The sequence below is a fragment of the Pseudomonas sp. H1_D05 genome (assembly GCF_054682705.1).
On sequence record NZ_CP162825.1, the window covers coordinates 6,268,527 to 6,290,000 of the forward strand.

16 protein-coding genes and 2 rRNA genes (1 of these 18 cut by a window edge) are annotated in these 21,474 nt (G+C 58.8%); 9 read left to right on the top strand and 9 right to left on the bottom strand.

All coding sequences use genetic code 11. The features are described 5' to 3' along the window. Nucleotides 1–22: 22 nt before the first annotated feature. Nucleotides 23–1,945: an ATP-binding cassette domain-containing protein gene (locus tag AB4O11_RS28145; RefSeq protein WP_093433660.1), complete on the bottom strand. Its 1,923-nt coding sequence runs from the start codon at nucleotides 1,943–1,945 to the stop codon at nucleotides 23–25. A gap of 214 nt (nucleotides 1,946–2,159) precedes the next feature. Here AB4O11_RS28145 and AB4O11_RS28150 point away from each other — a divergent pair, with 214 nt between their 5' ends. Further along, on the top strand, nucleotides 2,160–4,088 hold the full coding sequence (locus tag AB4O11_RS28150) for a transglycosylase SLT domain-containing protein (RefSeq protein WP_093433658.1): 1,929 nt from the start codon (nucleotides 2,160–2,162) through the stop codon (nucleotides 4,086–4,088). An 82-nt stretch (nucleotides 4,089–4,170) separates the two neighbouring features. Here the strand turns inward: AB4O11_RS28150 and AB4O11_RS28155 are convergent, their stop codons facing one another. Further along, on the bottom strand, nucleotides 4,171–5,976 hold the full coding sequence (locus AB4O11_RS28155) for an ABC transporter transmembrane domain-containing protein (RefSeq protein ID WP_186624467.1): 1,806 nt from the start codon (nucleotides 5,974–5,976) through the stop codon (nucleotides 4,171–4,173). A gap of 256 nt (nucleotides 5,977–6,232) precedes the next feature. Between AB4O11_RS28155 and AB4O11_RS28160 the strand changes: the two genes are divergently transcribed. Continuing rightward, nucleotides 6,233–6,412, top strand: a complete 180-nt coding sequence (locus AB4O11_RS28160) for a PA1571 family protein (protein ID WP_093433652.1) — start codon at nucleotides 6,233–6,235, stop codon at nucleotides 6,410–6,412. A gap of 168 nt (nucleotides 6,413–6,580) precedes the next feature. On the opposite strand, the gene pdxB is transcribed toward AB4O11_RS28160, so the two are convergent. Next, nucleotides 6,581–7,723, bottom strand: a complete 1,143-nt coding sequence (gene pdxB, locus AB4O11_RS28165; protein ID WP_460091632.1) for a 4-phosphoerythronate dehydrogenase PdxB — start codon at nucleotides 7,721–7,723, stop codon at nucleotides 6,581–6,583. 159 nt (nucleotides 7,724–7,882) lie between these two features. Between pdxB and AB4O11_RS28170 the strand changes: the two genes are divergently transcribed. Then, nucleotides 7,883–9,292 carry an MATE family efflux transporter gene (locus AB4O11_RS28170; RefSeq protein WP_099756799.1) on the top strand — a complete coding sequence of 470 codons (1,410 nt, stop codon included), beginning with the start codon at nucleotides 7,883–7,885 and terminating at the stop codon, nucleotides 9,290–9,292. Between the two features lie 138 nt (nucleotides 9,293–9,430). On the opposite strand, the gene tusA is transcribed toward AB4O11_RS28170, so the two are convergent. Both tusA and rlmM read right to left on the bottom strand, forming a co-directional pair. Further along, nucleotides 9,431–9,682, bottom strand: a complete 252-nt coding sequence (tusA, locus tag AB4O11_RS28175) for a sulfurtransferase TusA (protein ID WP_007910424.1) — start codon at nucleotides 9,680–9,682, stop codon at nucleotides 9,431–9,433. Nucleotides 9,683–9,864: 182 nt separating this feature from the next. Further along, nucleotides 9,865–10,938 (bottom strand): 23S rRNA (cytidine(2498)-2'-O)-methyltransferase RlmM, encoded by a 1,074-nt coding sequence (gene rlmM, locus AB4O11_RS28180; protein WP_093433641.1) that lies wholly within the window; start codon nucleotides 10,936–10,938, stop codon nucleotides 9,865–9,867. A gap of 222 nt (nucleotides 10,939–11,160) precedes the next feature. Here rlmM and acnA point away from each other — a divergent pair, with 222 nt between their 5' ends. Further along, the gene (gene acnA / locus AB4O11_RS28185) at nucleotides 11,161–13,902 is read left to right on the top strand and encodes an aconitate hydratase AcnA (protein WP_460091634.1); all 2,742 of its coding nucleotides are present in this window, start codon (nucleotides 11,161–11,163) and stop codon (nucleotides 13,900–13,902) included. A 443-nt stretch (nucleotides 13,903–14,345) separates the two neighbouring features. On the opposite strand, the gene AB4O11_RS28190 is transcribed toward acnA, so the two are convergent. Then, the gene (locus tag AB4O11_RS28190; protein ID WP_093433632.1) at nucleotides 14,346–14,834 is read right to left on the bottom strand and encodes an SRPBCC family protein; all 489 of its coding nucleotides are present in this window, start codon (nucleotides 14,832–14,834) and stop codon (nucleotides 14,346–14,348) included. A gap of 196 nt (nucleotides 14,835–15,030) precedes the next feature. Between AB4O11_RS28190 and AB4O11_RS28195 the strand changes: the two genes are divergently transcribed. The 5 genes from AB4O11_RS28195 (at nucleotide 15,031) to AB4O11_RS28215 (ending at nucleotide 18,596) form a co-directional block, all read left to right on the top strand. After that, complete coding sequence (locus AB4O11_RS28195) at nucleotides 15,031–15,951, top strand: ADP-ribosylglycohydrolase family protein (protein WP_257355674.1); 921 nt, start codon at nucleotides 15,031–15,033, stop codon at nucleotides 15,949–15,951. Nucleotides 15,952–16,008: 57 nt separating this feature from the next. Continuing rightward, a complete protein-coding gene (locus tag AB4O11_RS28200) occupies nucleotides 16,009–16,413 on the top strand; it encodes a lysozyme inhibitor LprI family protein (RefSeq protein WP_093433626.1) in 405 nt (134 codons plus the stop codon). A gap of 604 nt (nucleotides 16,414–17,017) precedes the next feature. Beyond that, nucleotides 17,018–17,623 (top strand): hypothetical protein, encoded by a 606-nt coding sequence (locus AB4O11_RS28205; RefSeq protein WP_093433623.1) that lies wholly within the window; start codon nucleotides 17,018–17,020, stop codon nucleotides 17,621–17,623. 9 nt (nucleotides 17,624–17,632) lie between these two features. Further along, a complete protein-coding gene (locus AB4O11_RS28210) occupies nucleotides 17,633–17,839 on the top strand; it encodes a helix-turn-helix domain-containing protein (protein WP_007910409.1) in 207 nt (68 codons plus the stop codon). Between the two features lie 85 nt (nucleotides 17,840–17,924). Beyond that, on the top strand, nucleotides 17,925–18,596 hold the full coding sequence (locus tag AB4O11_RS28215) for a hypothetical protein (protein WP_460129616.1): 672 nt from the start codon (nucleotides 17,925–17,927) through the stop codon (nucleotides 18,594–18,596). A 65-nt stretch (nucleotides 18,597–18,661) separates the two neighbouring features. Here the strand turns inward: AB4O11_RS28215 and mrdA are convergent, their stop codons facing one another. The 3 genes from mrdA to AB4O11_RS28230 form a co-directional block, all read right to left on the bottom strand. Then, nucleotides 18,662–20,554: a penicillin-binding protein 2 gene (mrdA, locus tag AB4O11_RS28220; protein WP_034156458.1), complete on the bottom strand. Its 1,893-nt coding sequence runs from the start codon at nucleotides 20,552–20,554 to the stop codon at nucleotides 18,662–18,664. A gap of 223 nt (nucleotides 20,555–20,777) precedes the next feature. Further along, nucleotides 20,778–20,893, bottom strand: a 5S ribosomal RNA gene (gene rrf / locus AB4O11_RS28225). Nucleotides 20,894–21,045: 152 nt separating this feature from the next. After that, nucleotides 21,046–21,474: ribosomal RNA gene (locus AB4O11_RS28230) — 23S ribosomal RNA — on the bottom strand (it continues 2,465 nt past the right edge of the window).

The window sequence follows — 21,474 nt, forward strand, 5'->3', positions numbered from 1 at the left end:
GGCTTTTTCACATCAAGATCATTCAGGCGTCCAGCTCAGCCCAACGCTCCAGCAACGCATCCAGCTCAGCCTGCAACTGCTCCAGCGAAGCAATCACCTTGGCCGTTTCAGCCGCAGGACGCTGATAGAAACCGGCTTCAGCCATTTCAGCTTCCACGGCAGCAATTTGCTGTTCCTTGGCGTCGATATCGCCCGGCAACGCTTCCAGCTCGCGTTGCAGCTTGTAGCTGAGCTTCTTCTTGGCGGCCGGGGCAGCCGCCACAGGCGCGGCAACTACAGCAGGTTCGGCAGTGACCACCGCCGAATTCAGGTCAGCCTTGCCGGATTTGCTTTCGGTTACGCCCAGCAGACGCGGCGAACCGCCCTGACGGATCCAGTCCTGATAACCACCGACATATTCACGCACCTTGCCTTCACCTTCGAAGACCAGAGTACTGGTGACCACGTTGTCGAGGAATGCCCGGTCGTGGCTGACCATCAGCACAGTGCCATTAAAGGTCAGCAGCACTTCTTCGAGCAGCTCGAGGGTTTCCACGTCGAGGTCGTTGGTCGGTTCGTCGAGTACCAGCAGGTTAGCCGGTTTGCTGAACAGTTTGGCCAGCAACAGACGCGCACGCTCACCACCCGACAGCGCCTTGACCGGCGTGCGGGCACGCTGCGGGCTGAACAGGAAGTCGCCGAGGTAGCTCAGCACATGACGGCTCTGACCATCGATATCGATAAAGTCGCGACCTTCGGCGACGTTGTCGATCACGGTCTTTTCCAGATCCAGTTGATGACGCAACTGGTCGAAGTACGCCACGTCGATCCGCGTGCCCTCTTCCACTTTGCCGCTGGTCGGTTGCAGACCGCTGAGCATCAGTTTCAGCAACGTGGTCTTGCCAGTGCCGTTGGCGCCAAGCAGACCGATACGGTCGCCGCGCGTCAGCACCATCGAGAAATCCTTGATCAGGAACGGGCCGCCCGGGTGAGCGAAACTCACGTTCTCGAGGACCATCACCTGCTTGCCGGACTTGTCGGCAGTGTCCAGCTGAATGTTGGCCTTGCCGGTGCGCTCACGACGCTCGCTACGCTCCACGCGCAACGCTTTCAGGGCGCGGACGCGGCCTTCGTTACGGGTGCGGCGCGCCTTGATACCCTGGCGGATCCAGACTTCTTCCTGGGCCAGTTTCTTGTCGAACAGCGCGTTGGCGGTCTCTTCGGCGGCCAGCGCGGCTTCTTTGTGCACAAGGAAACTGGCGTAGTCGCCGTTCCAGTCGATCAGGCCGCCGCGATCCAGTTCGAGGATGCGCGTGGCAAGGTTTTGCAGGAAGGAACGGTCGTGCGTGATGAACAGCACGGCGCCCTGGAAATCTTTCAGGGCTTCTTCGAGCCAGGCAATCGCACCGATGTCCAGGTGGTTGGTCGGTTCGTCGAGCAGCAGCAGATCGGGCTCGGACACCAGCGCCTGCGCCAGCAGCACGCGACGACGCCAGCCTCCGGACAACTGGGCGAGGGTCTTGTCGGCCGGCAGTTGCAGACGGCTCAAAGTGCTTTCGACCAGAGTCTGCAAGCGCCAGCCATCACGGGCTTCGAGGTCTTGCTGAACGTGCATCAGCTTGTTCAGGTCATCTTCAGTAACGCAGTTCTGCGCAAGGTGATGGTACTCGGCGAGCAACGCGCCCACGCCATCAAGGCCTTCAGCGACCACGTCGAACACCGTCCGATCGTCGGCCACTGGCAATTCTTGCGGCAATTCGCCGATTTTCAGACCGGGGGCACGCCACACCGAGCCTTCATCGGGCTTCTGGTCGCCCTTGACCAGTTTCATCATGCTGGACTTGCCAGTGCCGTTGCGGCCGATGATGCACACCCGCTCACCACGGGCGATCTGCCAGGACACCTTGTCCAACAACGGCATAGCGCCGAACGCAAGGGACACATCGCTGAATTTGAGCAGGGTCATGAGCTTCTCCAAAAACCGGGCGCGCATTCTACCTGAGTTAGGGCTTCAACAGGCCGGCAATTTGTCTGTCGAAGCACTCTGCACAACATTTGTTGCGAACTTGTGCTGCGAGGCCGGCAAAGCTTTCGCCGCTTGCTGGCAAAAGGCTAAGCTACAGACAATTCAGTGCTGACCGAGGTCGGCACTTGTCATGATTTCTCTGCCCGGATGTCTCATGCGCAGTCGCCTTTTCAGTGTCTTGTCCTGTTTGCTACTTACCGCCGCTGCCGCTCAATCCGCCCAGGCGGTGGACCTGTCCACCCAACGCCAGTATTACGATGAAGCCAAGCGCGCCCTGGCCAAGGGTGATACCGGCCCGTATTTCCGTTACAGCCAGGCGCTGGCCGATTACCCGCTGGAACCGTATCTGGCCTACGACGAACTGACCGCGCGGCTGAAAACCGCGAGCAACGCGGAAATCGAGAAGTTCCTCGCCGAACACGGTGACCTGCCCCAGGCCAACTGGATGAAACTGCGCTGGTTGCGCTGGCTCGCCGACCGTGGCGACTGGGCGACCTTCGTCAAGTATTACGACCCGAAACTCAACTTCACTGAACTGGACTGCCTGAATGCGCAGTACCAGATCAGCAGCAACCATAAGGCCGAAGGTTACGCCAACGCCGACAAGCTTTGGCTGACCGGTAAATCGCAACCTGCGGCGTGTGACGCGCTGTTCGGCATCTGGGCAGCCGATGGCCAGCTCACTGAACAGAAACGCTGGGAGCGCACCAAACTTGCCGCTCAGGCACGCAACTATCCACTGGCCAACAGTCTGGTCAACGGCCTGACCACCCTCGCCCCGCGCGGTCGTTTGCTGGTGGATGTGGCGCAAAAACCGGAGTTGCTCAATCAGCCTTCGCGCTTCACCCCGGCCGATGAACCGATGTCCGATGTGGTCAGCCTCGGCTTGCGCCGACTGGCCCGTCAGGATCCGGACAAGGCCATGGCGTTGCTCGACGGTTACGCCAGCAGCATGCATTTCTCCCGCGATGAAAAAGTCGCGATTGCCCGGGAAATCGGCCTGACCCTTGCCCGTCGTTTCGACAGCCGCGCGCTGGACGTGATGACCAAATACGACCCGGAGCTGCGCGACAACACCGTCTCGGAATGGCGCTTGCGCCTTCTCCTGCGTCTGGCCCGTTGGGACGACGCCTACCAGCTGACCCGCCGTCTGCCGCAGGATCTGGCCACCACCAACCGCTGGCGCTACTGGCAGGCACGCAGCCTGGAACTGGCCCAGCCGCAAAACCCGGAAGCGCAGACCCTGTACAAAAACCTTGCGCGCGAACGTGACTTCTACGGTTTCCTCGCCGCCGACCGCTCGCAATCGCCGTACTCGCTGAACAACAAGCCATTGGTCCTCAGCCAGGCGCTGATCAACAAGGTGCGCAACACGCCGGGTGTACGCCGCGCGCTGGAATTCCATGCCCGTGGGCAAATCGTCGACGGTCGTCGCGAGTGGTATCACGTCAGCCGCCATTTCAATCGCGATGAAATGGTTGCCCAGGCGAAACTCGCTTACGACTTGAAATGGTATTTCCCGGCGATCCGCACCATCAGTCAGGCGCAGTACTGGGACGATCTGGATATCCGCTTCCCGATGGCCCACCGCGAAACGCTCGTGCGTGAAGCCAAGGTACGTGGCCTGCATTCGAGCTGGGTGTTTGCCATCACCCGCCAGGAAAGCGCTTTCATGGACGACGCCCGCTCCGGCGTCGGCGCCAGTGGCCTGATGCAATTGATGCCCGGCACCGCCAAGGAAACCGCGCGCAAATTCAGCATTCCGCTGGCCTCGCCGCAGCAAGTGCTGGACCCGGACAAGAACATCCAGCTCGGCGCCGCTTACCTGAGCCAGGTGCACAGCCAGTTCAACGGCAACCGCGTCCTCGCCTCCGCCGCCTACAACGCAGGTCCTGGTCGCGTACGCCAATGGCTGCGCGGCGCCGATCACCTGAGCTTCGACGTGTGGGTGGAAAGCATTCCGTTCGACGAAACCCGTCAGTATGTGCAGAACGTGCTGTCGTACTCGGTGATCTACGGCCAGAAGCTCAACTCGCCGCAGCCGCTGGTGGACTGGCATGAGCGCTACTTCGACGATCAGTGATCACCCGACTGACGCCGACTAAAGAAAAATGCCCGTATCGCGAGATACGGGCATTTTTTATGGGCACAACCTGAGCGGCTATTTAGTGAATGGCAGGATCGGTGACAGGATTCGTTGAAGCACTCTTGCCATCATTGAACTGCAAAGCCGCCAACCGCGCATACAGTGGATTGCTGGCAATCAGTTCCTGATGGGTGCCAATGGCCACAAGCTTGCCCTGATCCATTACCGCAATCCGGTCAGCGTTTTTCACCGTGGCCAGTCGATGCGCGATCACCAGCGTGGTGCGGTTTTGCATCAGGCTCGGCAGGGCTTCCTGAATCAGGTGTTCGCTCTGCGCATCAAGGGCGCTGGTGGCTTCGTCCAGCAGCAGGATCGGTGCGTCGACCAGCAACGCCCGGGCGATCGCCAAGCGCTGACGTTGGCCGCCGGACAGGCCGAGGCCACCATCGCCGAGATGGGTCTGGTAACCGTTGGGCATTTTCTCGATAAAGTCGTGGGCGTGAGCAATTTTTGCCGCGTCCTTGACCTGCTCCAGCGTCGCCCCGGGATTGCCGTAACGAATATTCTCTTCAACACTGCCGAAAAACAGCGCCGGCGATTGTGATACCAGAGCGAAGTGACGGCGCAGGTCCAGCGGATCGAGGCTGGTCAACGGCACGCCATCAATCAGGATCTGCCCTTCCAGCGGATCATAAAAACGCAACAGCAAGTCGTACACGGTGGACTTGCCAGCGCCGGACGGCCCCACCAGCGCCAGTGTCTCGCCAGCGCGAATGGTCAGATTCAAACCGTTGACGGCGTAGCTTTCCGGACGCGAAGGGTAGGAAAAACGCACGTCCTGCAATTGCAATTCACCCCGCACGCGCTCCGGCAAGGTCATCAACCCGCTGACGGGCGGCTGGATGATGTTTTCCGAACCCAGCAGTTCAGCGATACGTTCGGCGGCCCCCGCCGCGCGCTGCAGTTCGCCGATCACCTCACTCAACGTGCCAATCGCACTGCCGACGATCAGGCTGTAAAAGACAAACGCCGCCAGTTCACCCCCGGTGATGCGCCCGGCGATCACGTCCATGCCTCCGACCCACAACATCACCGCCACGGCGCCGAGCACCAGCACGATTACCATGGTGATCATCCACGAACGCTGAAAGATGCGTTTTCGCGCGGTGTCAAACGCGTCCTCGACCGTCGTCGCGAAACGCCGCTCATCCTGGACCTGGTGGTTGTAGGCCTGCACGGTTTTGATCTGGCCGAGGGTTTCCGACACATAGCTGCCGATATCGGCGACCCGGTCCTGGCTCAGCCGCGACAGATTGCGCACGCGCCGGCCGAAAATCAGGATTGGCGCAACCACGAACGGCAAGGCAATCACCACAATGCTGGTGAGTTTCGCATTGGTCACGAACAGCAGGATGACGCCACCGATAACCATCAACAGGTTGCGCAGGAACATCGACAACGACGAGCCGATCACCGATTGCAACAGCGTCGTGTCGGCCGTCAGCCGCGACTGGATCTCGGAACTGCGGTTGTTCTCGTAGAACCCGGGGTGCAGATAGACCAGATGGTTGAACACCTCGCGGCGGATGTCGGCCACGCAGCGCTCGCCGATCCACGACACCCAGTAGAACCGGGCAAACGTGCCCACCGCCAGACCCAGCACCATCAACATGAAGATGCCGATGCTCTGGTTGAGCTGGTGCGGCGACTGAGTCATGAAGCCCCGGTCGACCAACAGTTTGATCCCCTGCCCCATCGACAAAGTGACGGCGGCCGTAACGATCAATGCCAGCAGCGCAGCGATGACCTGCCAGCGGTAAGGGGCCAGAAATCGACTGGTCAGACGCAGCGCGCGACGGTGTCGTGAAGAAAGCTTCGGGGTCATTCAGGTGTACATCCGTGTTGATGAAAGGGCTAGCGTAAACCTTCTTTGGGGTGGAACTCTGTAAATCACAATGAGTCAGGTTAAATATGCCCCCAAAGACTAGGCCATAGTTGCTATCGGTCTAACGTCAAGGTTGAGACGAACGGTCATTTCTGTTGGACTGGAATGGCCGCTCATGACGGATCGAAAGGCGCTGTCACAGCCTGGTCACGTGGCGGTTTTAATCTGGGTAAACAACCTGATGAGGAGACAGGCCATGTCCTTGCAACACAGCAGCGATGACAAGATTGAAGTGATCCGCACCAAGCCCGGCCAACCTCTGGGTTGCTCGATTATCGATAAGGATGGGCGTGAAGTACCGATCACCGAAGACATGATCCAGGACGCGTGCCGCGAACTGGACAAGCGATTGGTCAAGCCTGCCAAACAAAAGTGATATAGCCACCGTCTTCCTGACCCGGCCCCTTTGGCCGGGTTTTTTCTGTCTGTAAATCCGGCATTTGTGGTGAGACCTTCGCGAGCAGGCTCGCTCCCACAGGAGATCGTCAGTGAGTGCGAGATCCTTGTGGGAGCGAGCCTGCTCGCGAAAGGGCCGACCCGGTTTCTAGAGCGTCACCGCCCCCAGCGCCGCGACGATCTTCGCCAACGCCGGCGAATCCCCTTCAATCCGCACCTTCAGCCCTTCAATCTCGCGCCGCACCGGATACTGTTTACGCAACACATCGAACGCCACCCGCTGCTCGCCAACATTACCTACAAGGCTGCGGCGAAAATCCGCATCATCACGGCGCGGGTCGTACACGCCTCGGCACAACATCGCCAGCGCCCAAGCCGGATCGCTGTCGCCATGCAAGGTCACTTGCGACAACCACGGCGCCGGTAGCAGCTCACTGAGTTGAATGCTTGCTGGCTGGCCGATGAATTGGCAGTAAGCCTGATAGATCTGCGCCGTTCCGCGCTGTTTGCCATCAAGGCTGTAACCGGCAATGTGCGGAGTGGCCAGTACGCAAAGTTCGGCCAATGCAACATCAACCTCAGGCTCGGCCTCCCAGACATCGAGAACGGCTTGCAGGTCTTCACGCTCCAGCAGCACTTCGCGCAGCGCGGCGTTATCCACCACCGGACCACGCGCCGCGTTGATCAGCCATGCACCGGGCTTGAGCTGCTGCAGACGCTGCTGATCGAACAGATGCCAGGTCGCACCAACGCCGCTGCGTGTCAGCGGTGTGTGCAGACTGATTACGTCACACTGCTCAATGATTTGCTCAAGGCTCACGTAATCGCCGCCCTCGGCAGCCTGACGCGGCGGATCGCAGACTTTGACGTTCCAGCCCAACCCTTTCAGAACCTTGATCAGACGCCCTCCCACCTCACCGGCGCCGACGACACCATAAGTCCGCTGAGTGAGATCGACACCTTCGATTTCGGCGAGGGTCATCAGACTGCCCAGCACATAATCGACCACGCCTCGGGCATTGCAGCCGGGTGCACTCGACCAGGTGATGCCGGCCTCATTGAAGTAGTCGAGATCCAGATGATCGGTGCCGATCGTGCAGGTACCGACAAAGCGCACCTTGCTGCCCTCAAGCAACGTGCGGTTGACGTTGGTCACCGAGCGCACGAGTAACACGTCGGCCTGCGCGACCGTCGCACGGTCGATGGAACGGCCCGGCACCCGGCGGATCTCGCCGAAACCGGCAAAAAAGGCATCGAGCAGCGGGATATTTTCGTCGGCAACAATCAGCATGGCGGGCTCCTTAGGCGGATCGGCAGTTTAGGTGCAGATCGGTCGCCGGGCCAGCGGGCTTTGCGCTTACAAATCCGCAACAGAGGATTTTTCCTGACCAAGGCGTCAGCGGCGTAGAATGCGGCGCCTTGCGCATCAACACCTGTGGACGTTTTTCCCGTGAATTCTGTAACTGATCAACCTGTCGCCGTCTCCCTCACTCGCCCCGCGCGGATTCGCCTGGAGTTCAAGAACCTGCTCGCCCTGGCATTGCCGATCATCATCGCGCAACTGGCGACTACGGCCATGGGCTTCGTCGACGCGGTGATGGCTGGCCGCGTCGGGCCAAAGGATCTGGCTGCGGTGGCGCTGGGCAACTCGATCTGGGTGCCGGTGTTTCTGCTGATGACCGGCACTCTGCTGGCAACCACGCCGAAAGTCGCTCAGCGCTTCGGCGCCGGTACCCACAGCGAAATCGGCCCTATCGTCCGTCAGGCGTTGTGGCTGGCGCTGGTGGTCGGACTGATCGCCACCGCCATGCTGGTAGCCGCCGAGCCGGTGCTGCACCTGATGAAGGTCGATCCCGAGTTGATCGGCCCGTGCATGCAATACCTGCACGGCATCGCCAGTGGTCTGCCGGCGGTGGCTTTCTATCACGTACTGCGCTGCACCAGTGACGGCATCGGCCGTACCCGCCCGGCAATGGTGTTGGGCCTGTGCGGTCTGGCGCTGAACATTCCGCTGAACTACATCTTCATCTACGGCCATTTCGGTGTGCCGGCGATGGGCGGCGTCGGTTGCGGTTGGGCCACGGCCATCGTGATGTGGGTGATGGCGCTGGGGCTGGCCGGTTATGAGCGCTGGGCACCGGCCTATCGTTCGAGCGAAATCTTCAGCCGTTTCGACTGGCCACAATGGACAGTGATCAAGCGTCTGCTGGCGATTGGTCTGCCAATCGGTATCGCCGTGTTTGCCGAGTCGAGCATTTTTGCCGTGATCGCCCTGCTGATCGGCAGTCTTGGCGCCACCGTGGTGGCCGGGCACCAGATTGCCCTCAATGTCAGTTCGCTGGTGTTCATGATTCCGTATTCGCTGGGCATGGCCGTTACCGTGCGTGTCGGTCAGGCGCTGGGCCGCGAAGAACCACGCGAGGCGCGGTTTGCTGCCGGTGTCGGCATGGGCACCGCGCTGGCGTACGCCTGCCTGTCGGCGAGCATGATGCTGTTGCTGCGCGAGCCGATTGCGGCAATCTACACCGCTGACCCGACGGTGATTCACATCGCGGCGATGCTGATTGTGTATTCGGCGCTGTTCCAGTTTTCCGACGCGATCCAGGTCACCGCCGCCGGCGCGCTGCGTGGCTATCAGGACACGCGCGTGACCATGATCCTGACCCTGTTCGCCTACTGGGGCATTGGTTTGCCGGTGGGTTACGCCCTTGGTCTGACCGACTGGCTCGGCGAGCCACGCGGCCCGAGTGGTTTGTGGCAGGGTTTGATCGTGGGCTTGAGCTGTGCGGCGTTGATGCTGTCGATTCGCCTGACGCGCAGTGCGCGCAAGCGTATTCGGATCAGTCGCTCGGCGGGCTAAACCCTTTAAACCGGGACAAAAAAATGTGGGAGCCCGCCTGCTGGCGAATGCGGTGTATCAGTCGCCATTAATAGTGACTGAGATACCGCTTTCGCGAGCAGGCTCGCTCCCACATTTGGTTTTGCGTTCGCCTGGGACTCAGGCGTGTTTCTTGCGGATCCAGTACAGATAAGTACCGGCCTCTTCGTGCTGGCTCACCAGTTCATGGTCGAGAAACACGCAGAACTTGGGAATATCGCGCTTGGTCGAGGGATCGGTGGCGATCACTTTGAGCAGGCCGCCGGGCACCAGATCACGAATGTGCTGGTGCAGCATCATCACCGGCTCCGGGCAATTGAGACCGGTGGCGTCGAGGGTGCCGTCGACCGGGGTATCGATCATTTCACTCATGATTCACTCCTGAAACTGGCCGGCATTGTCGCGCATTGCCGGGTATTCGGTCATCTGTGGCGTTACGCCACACCCCTGTAGGAGTGAGCCTGCTCGCGATGGCGTAGTGTCAGCCAACATCAATGCTGAATGACGCAGCGCTTTCGCGAGCAGGCTCACTCCTACAGGGGTTATGTGTTGTGTCAGCGGGATTTGGCTTTCTTGGTGTCGTGACGGCGCAAATGGCAGGTCACTTCTTCGCGGTCGTGATACAGCTGTTTGCAGCCGATATCGACCTTGATCCCGCGTGCCTTGAAACCATCGGCAATGCGTTCGAGCAAACGCTTCACCTCGGCGTAACGCTGCTTCATCGGCAGTTTCAGATTGACCACCGCCTCGCGGCAATGCCCCTCGCCGATCCACTCTTCCAGCATCGCGGCATTGCGCGCCGGCTTCTCGACGATGTCGCAGACCATCCAGTCCACCGGTTGCTTGGGCTTGAAGGTGAAACCGTCTGCCATCAAATGCTGAACCAGTCCGGTATCCATCAGACTTTCAGCCATCGGGCCGTTGTCGATCGCGGTCACCAGCATGCCGCGATTGACCAGTTGCCAGGTCCAGCCGCCCGGCGCGGCGCCGAGGTCAACGCCGGTCATGTCGCTGTGCAGACGATCCTCCCACTGATCACGCGGGATAAAGTGGTGCCATGCCTCTTCCAGCTTCAGCGTCGAACGGCTCGGTGCTTCACGCGGGAACTTCAGCCGCGGAATGCCCATCGGCCACATCGCCGAATTGCCGGCATCGGCCATGCCGAGAAACACTTCACGACCGCTCTTGAAGGTCAGCAGCAGACGCGGTTTGCTGGCGTCATCCACCAGTTTGCCGGCGCCGGTCAGGGCCTTGCGCAGCGGGCCTTCGAATTTCTTGCAGAAATTCGACAGTTCCTTGCCGTCGTTGGTGTCGACGACTTCCAGCCACAGGCTGCCGCACACCGGGAATCCGGCCATGTGCGCGAGGATCACGCTGATGCGGTCGGTTTCCGGCAAATCGATGAAAACCCCGCGCGCCCACTGGCGCGGGAAGATCAATTCAGCGAAACGCTGACCGCGCATCAGGCGCTCGGCGCCGTCTTCTTCGGTGCAGACAAATTCGGCGCAGGCGGTAGCCGCTTTGGCCTTGGCGTAGCCGGCCACGTTGAGTTGCGCGGCGAGGTCGGAAATCTCCGAACAGACTTCGCCTTCGAAGCCTGGCCGGCAATGCATGAATAGGGTGTTCATTCTTACTCCTGGGCAGCGGGCGATCATTCGGCCGCCGCGCGATGCTCAGGCCTTGCGTTGAAGCAAAGCCTGTCACGAAAACCGGCGCATGATAGCCGATGTCGGAACCTTGGTTCCGCTCATAGAGTCCAGTTATTAGCCAGCTACCTAAAACAGGGCTAGGTTTAAAGCTCTATTCGTCCCCTCAATCCGTAGCCGTGCGGATTCAAAGGAGTGATCGTAATGCCGTCCCTCGATAGTCTGAAAACGCTCAAAACCCTGCAAATCGATGACAAGACCTACCACTATTTCAGTTTGCCGGATGCCGCCAAAAGCCTGGGCGACCTCGACAAGCTGCCCATGTCGCTGAAAGTCCTGCTGGAAAACCTGCTGCGCTGGGAAGATGAAAAAACGGTCACCGGCGCCGACCTCAAGGCGATTGCCGCCTGGCTCAAGGAGCGCCGCTCCGACCGCGAGATTCAATACCGCCCTGCCCGGGTGTTGATGCAGGACTTTACCGGCGTGCCCGCCGTGGTCGACCTTGCCGCCATGCGTGCGGCGATGGCCAAGGCCGGTGGCGATCCGCAGCGAATCAATCCGTTGTCGCCGGTGGATCTGGTGATCGACCACTCGGTGATGGTCGACAAGTTCGCCACCGCCAGCGCGTTCGAGCAGAACGTTGACATCGAAATGCAGCGCAATGGCGAACGTTACGCCTTCCTGCGTTGGGGCCAGAGCGCTTTCGACAATTTCAGCGTGGTGCCGCCGGGTACCGGTATCTGTCACCAGGTCAACCTCGAATACCTCGGCCGCACCGTGTGGACCAAGGATGAGGACGGCCGCACCTACGCGTTCCCCGACACGTTGGTCGGCACCGACTCGCACACCACCATGATCAATGGTCTCGGCGTACTCGGCTGGGGCGTCGGCGGGATCGAAGCCGAAGCGGCGATGCTCGGGCAACCGGTGTCGATGCTGATTCCGGAAGTGATCGGTTTCAAACTGACCGGCAAGCTCAAGGAAGGCATCACGGCCACCGACCTGGTGCTGACCGTCACGCAAATGCTGCGCAAGAAAGGTGTGGTCGGCAAGTTCGTCGAGTTCTACGGTGACGGCCTCGCCGACCTGCCGCTGGCCGACCGCGCGACCATCGCCAACATGGCCCCGGAATATGGCGCGACGTGCGGTTTCTTCCCCGTTGACGACGTAACGCTGGAATACCTGCGCCTGTCCGGGCGGCCACCGGAAGTGGTGAAACTGGTCGAGGCGTACACCAAGGCTCAAGGCCTGTGGCGTCTGCCCGGTCAAGAGCCGGTGTTCACCGACAGCCTGGCGTTGGACATGGGCAGCGTCGAAGCAAGCCTCGCAGGGCCAAAACGCCCGCAGGATCGCGTTTCGCTGCCGAATGTCGCACAAGCGTTCAGCGACTTCATGGATCTGCAATTCAAACCCACCAGTAAAGAAGAAGGACGTCTGGAAAGTGAAGGCGGTGGCGGTGTCGCGGTGGGCAATGCCGATCTGGTCGGCGAAACCGAATATGAATATGAAGGCCACACTTATCGCCTGAAAAACGGCGCCGTGGTCATCGCCGCGATCACGTCTTGCACCAACACCTCGAACCCGAGCGTGATGATGGCCGCCGGCCTGCTGGCGAAAAAAGCGGTGGAAAAAGGTCTGACCCGCAAACCTTGGGTGAAGAGTTCGCTGGCACCGGGTTCGAAAGTGGTCACCGACTACTACAAGGCTGCGGGGTTGACGCAATACCTCGATCAGCTCGGCTTTTCCCTGGTCGGCTATGGCTGCACCACTTGCATCGGCAACTCCGGGCCACTGCCGGAGCCGATCGAGAAAGCCATCCAGAAAGCTGACCTCACCGTCGCCTCCGTGCTCTCCGGCAACCGCAACTTCGAAGGCCGCGTGCATCCATTGGTGAAAACCAACTGGCTGGCCTCACCGCCGCTGGTGGTCGCCTATGCCCTGGCCGGCAGCGTGCGCAGCGACATCAGCAGCGAACCGCTGGGCGAAGATCAGCAAGGCAATCCGGTGTACCTGCGCGATATCTGGCCGACCAGCAAAGAGATCGCCGACGCGGTCAATCAGGTCAGTACGGCAATGTTCCATAAGGAATACGCCGAAGTGTTCGCCGGTGATGAACAGTGGCAAGCCATCGAAGTGCCGCAAGCGGCGACGTATGTGTGGCAGGACGATTCGACTTACATCCAGCATCCGCCATTTTTCGACGACATTTCCGGCCCGTTGCCTGAAATCAAGGATGTCAAAGGTGCACGGGTGCTGGCCCTGCTGGGTGATTCGGTGACCACCGACCATATCTCCCCCGCCGGCAACATCAAGGCCGACAGCCCGGCCGGGCGTTATTTGCGCGAAAAAGGCGTGGAGCCACGGGACTTCAACTCCTACGGCTCACGTCGCGGCAATCATGAAGTGATGATGCGCGGCACCTTCGCCAACATCCGTATTCGCAACGAAATGCTCGGCGGTGAAGAAGGTGGCAACACGATCTACATTCCGACCGGCGAAAAACTGGCGATCTACGACGCGGCGATGAAGTATCAGGCTTCGGGAACGCCGCTGGTGGTGGTTGCCGGACAGGAATACGGCACCGGCTCTAGCCGTGACTGGGCGGCCAAAGGCACCAATCTGCTGGGGGTCAAAGCGGTGATCGCGGAAAGCTTCGAGCGAATTCACCGTTCCAATCTGGTGGGCATGGGCGTGTTGCCGCTGCAGTTCAAGCTTGATCAGAACCGCAAGAGCCTCAATCTCACCGGCAAGGAAACCTTTGAAATCCAGGGTCTGACCGGCGTCGAGCTGACACCGCGGATGAATCTGCCGCTGCTGATCACCCGTGAGGACGGGCGCCAGGAGAAGATCGAGGTGTTGTGCCGGATCGATACGTTGAATGAGGTGGAGTACTTCAAATCGGGCGGGATCCTGCATTACGTCCTGCGCCAATTGATCGCCTCGTAACGCACAAACCAAAGTAGGAGCTGCCGCAGGCTGCGATCTTTTGATCTTGCTTTTAAAAGCCAAAGTCAAAAGATCGCAGCCTGCGGCAGCTCCTACATACAGGCGAAAAAAAACCCGCCGAAGCGGGTTTTTCCCAAGACCATTATCGACTCCCTGTCGGCAGCGATCCTTGCAAATGGTCGATCATCCTTGATCCTGAAACACTCCCTGTGTCTCAGTTGATGTGTGTAGATTACGCGGTGGATCCAATCGCCAATAGTCGTAAAAGCTACCAGCGCGTGTAGGACATTCGCCATAGCAACCCTTCCGAAAACCCCTAGCCGTGTCAGGCAGCAAGCATGGAAGCCACGATCTACGCGACGTTCAGCTGTCCTGGGGCCTGTTTCCAGCACCACCGTGCACATGGCCGGCTGTCGCTGTCGTTCAGGCAAGATTCGAAGGTCTCAGCCACCGTCACGCTCGCGGGCCTTGGCGCTCTCGGCAAGAAACTGTTCGAGCCGGCTCAACTGCTCCTCCCAGCCACGGCTGTCCATGTAATACGCCTCTTTCTGGCGAATGTCAGGAATGTGCGCGAAGCCGGATTCGGACACTTTCAGCAACGTACCGCTCTCGAAGTCTTCCAGCTCGAACCTGACCAGCGTAGTCGGCTCCTGGGAGTAGTCGATCTTCGGATTGACCGCATACGGATGCCAGCGAAACGAAAACAACTGCTGCGGCTCGACCCGCTCGATCAGCACGTTCCACAACACGTGTTCATAACCCGGATACGTGACCTGCCCTTGCGTCCATTCACCGGCAATAAAACGCCTGCCCTCCAGCGCCACCCCAAACCACTGGCCAAACGCCTCGGCATCGACCAATGCACGCCAGACATGCGAACGCGGCGCCTTGAGCGTGATTTTGCGTTCGAAACTATTGGGTACTGGTTTCATACGTCACCTCCTGTTTTGAACACTAGGCCTGTATGACCACATGTCCAATGTGAAGTTGTATCAAGGCGGTGCAGTCATTCATCAGCAAAGACACATCAAGCTGCACTTTTTGACCGTTGCTGTGATGGATCCAGGCACCCTCTGCCCAACGAAACTGTTACCTTCTCCAGCGAATTTGAATCTACAAGGACGAATCATGCCGCCATCCCTCGCTGAACGTTACCGCGGAGCCCTGCTCGGTCTTGCGTGCGGCGACGCTGTCGGTACTACGGTTGAGTTCAAACCACGGGGATCATTCCCACCATTGACCGATATGGTCGGCGGTGGCCCGTTCCACCTCAAGCCAGGACAGTGGACCGATGACACTTCCATGGCCCTCTGTCTGGCAGAAAGCCTGCTGAACAAGAATGGATTCAACGCTGCCGACCAGATGGGCCGCTACCTCAACTGGTGGCAATGGGGTTACCTCAGTTCGACCGGTGAATGTTTCGATGTCGGCATGACCGTCAGCCAGGCGCTCGCGCAGTATCAACAAACCGCTGATCCCTTCGCCGGCTCGACCGATCCGTACAGCGCCGGCAACGGTTCGCTGATGCGTCTGGTGCCGGTGGTGCTGTTCTACTTTCCCGATGCCCGGAAAATCCAGAGCTTTGCCGCCGACAGTTCGCGAACCACCCACGCAGCACCTGAAGCCATCGAATGCTGCCAATTGTTGGCCGGGTTGATTGCCAGAGCGCTTGAAGGCGCAAGCAAAGCAGAACTGCGTCAGTTGCCTTCCGCCAGCTTCTCGCAATCCAAGGTCGCCGCCATTGCGCGTGGCGAATACCTCGTTCAGTCCGAGACGGACATCAAAGGCAATGGCTACAGCGTGCAGTCCCTGGAAGCGGCGCTGTGGTGCTTTCACCAGACGGACAGCTTCGAAGCGGCCATTTTGCGAGCGGCCAACCTGGGTGATGACGCCGATACCACCGCCGCGATCACCGGTCAGTTGGCCGGCGCCTATTACGGCGTGCGGGGCATTCCTGCACATTGGCTGGAAAGGCTGCACGATGGTGAAGAGATTGCGGCCATCGCCGACCGTTTGCTCGACGCCTCCCGAATGCGCCTGCCTGAATAAGTGCGAAGCAGCCGCTACACTGCTCGGCACTTATCTTCGATACAGCGAGACTTGACCATGTCCCCACGCCTGCTTCTGGCCCTCACCCCCTTTCTGTTCACTCCCCTCGCCCACGCCGCCGTCGACTGCGCCAATGCCAGCGATCAGGCGACGATGAATCAGTGCGCCGGGCAGGATTTCAAAGCGGCGGACAAAGAGTTGAACACCGTGTATCAACAGATCATCGGGCGATTGAAGGACAACCCGGATGGCAAGAAGCTGTTGGTCAGCGCGCAGCGGGCGTGGCTCGGGTTTCGGGATGCCGAGTGCAAGTTTTCATCGTCGGGAGTTACTGGCGGGAGCGTTTATCCGTGGGTTTACAGCAGTTGTCTGACGGGGGTGACCAAGCTGCGGGTTGAGTCGCTGAAACAGTATTTGAAGTGTGAAGAAGGTGACATGAGCTGCCCGGTGCCTGGGGCCTGATTTTTTTGCGGCGGCTTTGAGGATCCTTCGCGAGCAGGCTCGCTCCCACATTGGAATGCATTTCAAATGTGGGGGCGGAGAACATCTTTCACCTTTACGGAATTTGATGACGAGCACACTGATCAGACCTAAGGTTTCGACCCGGCAGCCATCGATGAAATCCTCGGACTCACGGCCCGCAACTTGTGCAGTGTAGTGATTCTGCCGCTAGGGCATAGAGCCACTGAGGGAGAGTGGTTGGTCAACTTGAAAAAGGTTCGGCGCTCGCGGGAAAACTTCATTACCGAGATCAAGTAAGACCGGTTAGAGCGGGGACTGAAGCATGCTTGTGGCGCATGCCCCCCGCTCCAATCATTCGCAGAACCCGTCATCGATATCAGCGGCCACCGCGTAGGTCGCGGCCCTCCCCTGCTCTCGACTTGCTTCGAACTCGAAAATCTATCGACATAGAAATCCCCGCAAATCGATTGAACTGAGGTTCACTCTATGACCACTGCGTCCGATGCCAACAACGCCCTTCACAAAACAAGAACAATTTATTATTGCCATTCGATAATTTAACATCGAGAATTAGTCATTCCCAATGACACCGCAAGGATTTTTCATGAGTACTCGTAACAACGGATTGGCACTGCAGCGCATGCATTGGGTGGGATTACTGGCAGCGATTCTTGTCTGGGTCTTAGCGGTGACCGAGGTCGGTGGCAACGCTTCGATCTGGTTCTTCCAAACGGATGAAATGCTCGCGGCTCTGCTCTACGCCTTCGCCGAAAACTCGCCGCAATTACTTGACCCGTTTGTCGAAGGTGCCCTGCTTGCCCCCGATACATGGCTCTCGCCACTGGTCACTGCGCTGCTCGTCGTTTTGGATTTCCTGCCCGTCCTGCTTTCGACCTACGTGCTCTGGCTGACAGGGTTGTTTTTCCTGCGCTTGTCCCGCGGCGAAACCTGGACCGAGCGCAACATCAAGGTGTTATGGCGAGTGGGGATTCTGTGCATCATTTCTCCGGCCGCCTACCCCCTGATAGAGACCTTGCAAGGTTTGGCCCTGTCTATTGATCTGCCGCCAGGGGATCGTATTTTTCAGTTCTCGATCGGCCTGTCTTCCACTTCTGCCTACGAGATTGTCAAAGGCGTATTGCTCTGTTTGTTTTCAATTATCATGCGCGATGCAAAAGTACTCAGCGATGAGCAAAGCCAATACATATAGAACAATACAATGACCATTATCGTCCGCCTTGACGTTGTCATGGCCACGCAAAAAATTCGCTCGAAAGAGTTGGCCAGCCTGCTGGGCATCACCGAGGCCAATCTGTCATTACTGAAGAATGGCAAGGTCAAGGGCGTGAAGATGGCCACCCTGGACAAGCTCTGCGCAGCACTCGATTGCCAGCCAGGCGATTTGCTGGAATACCAGAAAGACTGAGCCTTGCGCAGGCGTGCAAGTTAATTGTCGCCAGTCCACACCGTTTAACTCTTATTCAATCCTTAGTTTGTAAGGCGGCTTTCTCATGACCCGGTTTTTACTATGCGCGCTGTTTTTACTGACAGCGTTGATCAGCGGCTGCGCCACGCAAATGGACGTCGCGCTAAATGCCACACCCGATCCGGACTATCATTTTGACCGAAAGGCGACTGTGCTGGTGACGTCTGCGAGTGGCAGCGACGAAAACGCTCTTAATGCCCGCTATTATCTTCGCGACATGGTTAACGCGCTGAAAGACAGGGGTTTCCAGGAGGTCTATACCGACGCCAGTCTGCCAAAGAACCACGCGCCGATAAAAATGACTGTCAGCCTCGATATTGGCAGTCGACAAGTGACTTACCGCTATACCGCCACCGACTATGGGCAAGTGCCGACCAGCACCTCTACCGTGTGCAAGACCAGCAAGAAAAAAGACGACCGACTGACCTGTACGAGTAAACCGAACACCACCTATGGACCGGTAGGGACCTCGGAGCGCACCGGTTACACCACGCTCAGCACCTTCGTTGCCACTGTCCGCGACGAAGTCAGCAAGCGCCCGGTCTACCTGCTTCGCGCGTCGTCCTATAACGAAGACTGCCAATCCACCAAGGTTGAAGCCTTTCTGGTAGAACAGGGCTTGCAGAACCTGAACTTCGAGGATCGCGTGCAGCGCAACTACACCGTCACGATGCCCGAGGGTTACCGCTGCAAATAGGCTTTGCAAGACAGTTCACAGTAACGGCTCAGCTTGCATGAGTCGCTACTGTGAACTGTTGAAAGTTAAACGTGCGGGTCACCCGGCGCTTTCGTCGGCGCGGCGTATTGCGGCTTGAGATGACCGTCCTGATCAAGCAGCCAGGCGTCCATGATCTGCCGCACCACAGGGCCGGCAACACGACCACCGGCCTCGCCGTTCTCGATCATCACCGAAATCGCAATCTTCGGATGCTCGGCCGGCGCAAAGCCAACGAACAAGGCGTTATCGCGGTGGCGCTCCAGGGTTTTCTCGCGGTTGTAGCGCTCGCCCTGCTTGATCGCCACCACTTGCGCGGTACCACTCTTGCCAGCGATGCGATATTGCGCACCGGCCGCGGCCGCACGAGCAATGCCTCGCGCATCGTGCATGACCATCTGCATGCCGTGATTGACCTGCTCCCAGTCTCGCGGATCCTTGAGCAGGATGTTCGGCATCGGATGTTCGTCGACAGGAGCGACACCGTCGACGGTCTTGGCCAGGTGCGGCCGGTTCCAGACACCTTTGTTGGCGATCAATGCCGTGGCCTGAGCCAGTTGCAGCGGTGTGACCTGCATATAGCCCTGGCCGATGCCAAGGATGACCGTTTCGCCCGGGAACCAGGCTTGACGGCGGGTCGCGCGCTTCCACGCTTGCGATGGCATCAGGCCGGGCGACTCTTCAAACATGTCCAGCGAGACCTTCTCACCCAAGCCGAACATTGCCATGTAATCGTGCAGGCGATCGATGCCGAGCTTATGCGCAAGGTCGTAGAAATAGGTGTCATTGGAACGCATGATCGCCGCGTCCATGTCCACCCAGCCGTCGCCACTGTGGTTCCAGTTGCGGTACTTGTGATCGAAGTCCGGGAGTTGGTAATAACCGGGGTCGAAGACGCGCGTCTGCGGTGTCACGACGCCGGCGTCGAGGCCGGCGATTGCCACTTCTGGCTTGATCGTCGAGCCCGGTGCGTAGAGCCCGCGCAGCACACGGTTGAACAGCGGCCTGTCGATCGAATCTCGCAGTGCCGAGTATTCCTTGGAGCTGATACCGGTGACGAACAGATTCGGATCGAAGCTCGGATTGCTGACCATGGCCAATACCTCGCCCGTCGACGGATCGAGCGCTACCACTGAACCACGACGATCACCCAGCGCGGCTTCGGCGGCTTCCTGCAGTTTGATGTCGAGGCTCAGGACGATGTTCTGGCCCGGGACCGGGTCGGTATGTTTGAGCACACGCAGTACGCGACCTTGAGCGTTGGTCTCCACTTCTTCGTAACCGACGTGGCCGTGTAGTTGCGCCTCGTAGAAGCGTTCGATGCCGGTTTTGCCGATGGATTGCGTACCGCGATATTCGACCGAGTCGAGGCTCTTCGACTCTTTTTCATTGATCCGCCCGACGTAGCCGATCGAGTGGGCGAAATGCGCGCCGAGCGGGTAATGCCGGACGAACTGGGGTTCGACATCGAGGCCCGGGAGGCGGAACTCATTGACGGCCAATACAGCAATTTGCTCTTCCGTCAGCTCATAGAACAGCGTGACCGGCGTAAACGGGTGACGGGACTGCTTCATGGCTTTATCGAAGACTGTACGATCTTCTGCAGGCAAGTGCAGGAGGTTGATGACCTCGTCCAGTTCTTGATTGACGTCGGTGGCGCGCTCGCGGGTGATAGTCAGGTTGAAACTGGGGCGGTTATCGGCGAGCAAGACGCCGTTGCGGTCGTAGATCAAGCCGCGTGTCGGCGGGATCGGCAATACGTGGACGCGGTTGTTTTCGGAGATCGTGGAGTGGTAGTCGAACTCCACCACCTGGAGGATGTACAGGCGCACGACAAGGGCGCAGCTGATGGCGAAAACGAACAAGGCGCAGGCGATCAAACGTTTGTTGACCAGGCGCGTCTCTTTTTCGTGGTCTTTGATCGGGATCGGTTCAGGCATTTCTACAGCAACTCTTCGACATAAATGAGTACCGATCCGTGGGCATGACATCAGTCCGTTAAAAAAACGAGCTGCACCATACCAAAAACTGCCCGGTCATTTCAGAAGGAATTTCCCCAATGGCCATTTCTTGCGACGGCTGGGACAGCGTTGTCCTGTGAAAACTTTCCTGCGGGCAAAACAAAACCCCAACTGCTTTCGCAATTGGGGTTTCGGAATTTAATCTTGACGATGACCTACTCTCACATGGGGAAACCCCACACTACCATCGGCGATGCATCGTTTCACTGCTGAGTTCGGGATGGGATCAGGTGGTTCCAACGCTCTATGGTCGTCAAGAAATTCGGGTACTGACTCGTGACCAGATGGCCTCGCTTCAGCAAATTGGGTATGTGACAGCTTTCGGTGTTTTGTGAACATCGAACTTTCGGTTCGTTTCGTCTTCACACACCGCAATCTGGTCTCTTCGACGCAAATTGCTTGGGTGTTATATGGTCAAGCCTCACGGGCAATTAGTATTGGTTAGCTCAACGCCTCACAGCGCTTACACACCCAACCTATCAACGTCGTAGTCTTCGACGGCCCTTCAGGGAACTCAAGGTTCCAGTGAGATCTCATCTTGAGGCAAGTTTCCCGCTTAGATGCTTTCAGCGGTTATCTTTCCCGAACATAGCTACCCGGCAATGCCACTGGCGTGACAACCGGAACACCAGAGGTTCGTCCACTCCGGTCCTCTCGTACTAGGAGCAGCCCCTCTCAAATCTCAAACGTCCACGGCAGATAGGGACCGAACTGTCTCACGACGTTCTAAACCCAGCTCGCGTACCACTTTAAATGGCGAACAGCCATACCCTTGGGACCGGCTTCAGCCCCAGGATGTGATGAGCCGACATCGAGGTGCCAAACACCGCCGTCGATAT

Excerpts from the sequence above, each read along its gene's own strand:
- AB4O11_RS28145 (WP_093433660.1), bottom strand. The coding sequence starts at position 1,945 with ATGACCCTGCTCAAATTCAGCGATGTGTCCCTTGCGTTCGGCGCTATG.
- AB4O11_RS28150 (WP_093433658.1), top strand. The coding sequence starts at position 2,160 with ATGCGCAGTCGCCTTTTCAGTGTCTTGTCCTGTTTGCTACTTACCGCC.
- AB4O11_RS28155 (WP_186624467.1), bottom strand. The coding sequence starts at position 5,976 with ATGACCCCGAAGCTTTCTTCACGACACCGTCGCGCGCTGCGTCTGACC.
- AB4O11_RS28160 (WP_093433652.1), top strand. The coding sequence starts at position 6,233 with ATGTCCTTGCAACACAGCAGCGATGACAAGATTGAAGTGATCCGCACC.
- pdxB (WP_460091632.1), bottom strand. The coding sequence starts at position 7,723 with ATGCTGATTGTTGCCGACGAAAATATCCCGCTGCTCGATGCCTTTTTT.
- tusA (WP_007910424.1), bottom strand. The coding sequence starts at position 9,682 with ATGAGTGAAATGATCGATACCCCGGTCGACGGCACCCTCGACGCCACC.
- rlmM (WP_093433641.1), bottom strand. The coding sequence starts at position 10,938 with ATGAACACCCTATTCATGCATTGCCGGCCAGGCTTCGAAGGCGAAGTC.
- acnA (WP_460091634.1), top strand. The coding sequence starts at position 11,161 with ATGCCGTCCCTCGATAGTCTGAAAACGCTCAAAACCCTGCAAATCGAT.
- AB4O11_RS28190 (WP_093433632.1), bottom strand. The coding sequence starts at position 14,834 with ATGAAACCAGTACCCAATAGTTTCGAACGCAAAATCACGCTCAAGGCG.
- AB4O11_RS28195 (WP_257355674.1), top strand. The coding sequence starts at position 15,031 with ATGCCGCCATCCCTCGCTGAACGTTACCGCGGAGCCCTGCTCGGTCTT.
- AB4O11_RS28200 (WP_093433626.1), top strand. The coding sequence starts at position 16,009 with ATGTCCCCACGCCTGCTTCTGGCCCTCACCCCCTTTCTGTTCACTCCC.
- AB4O11_RS28205 (WP_093433623.1), top strand. The coding sequence starts at position 17,018 with ATGAGTACTCGTAACAACGGATTGGCACTGCAGCGCATGCATTGGGTG.
- AB4O11_RS28210 (WP_007910409.1), top strand. The coding sequence starts at position 17,633 with ATGACCATTATCGTCCGCCTTGACGTTGTCATGGCCACGCAAAAAATT.
- AB4O11_RS28215 (WP_460129616.1), top strand. The coding sequence starts at position 17,925 with ATGACCCGGTTTTTACTATGCGCGCTGTTTTTACTGACAGCGTTGATC.
- mrdA (WP_034156458.1), bottom strand. The coding sequence starts at position 20,554 with ATGCCTGAACCGATCCCGATCAAAGACCACGAAAAAGAGACGCGCCTG.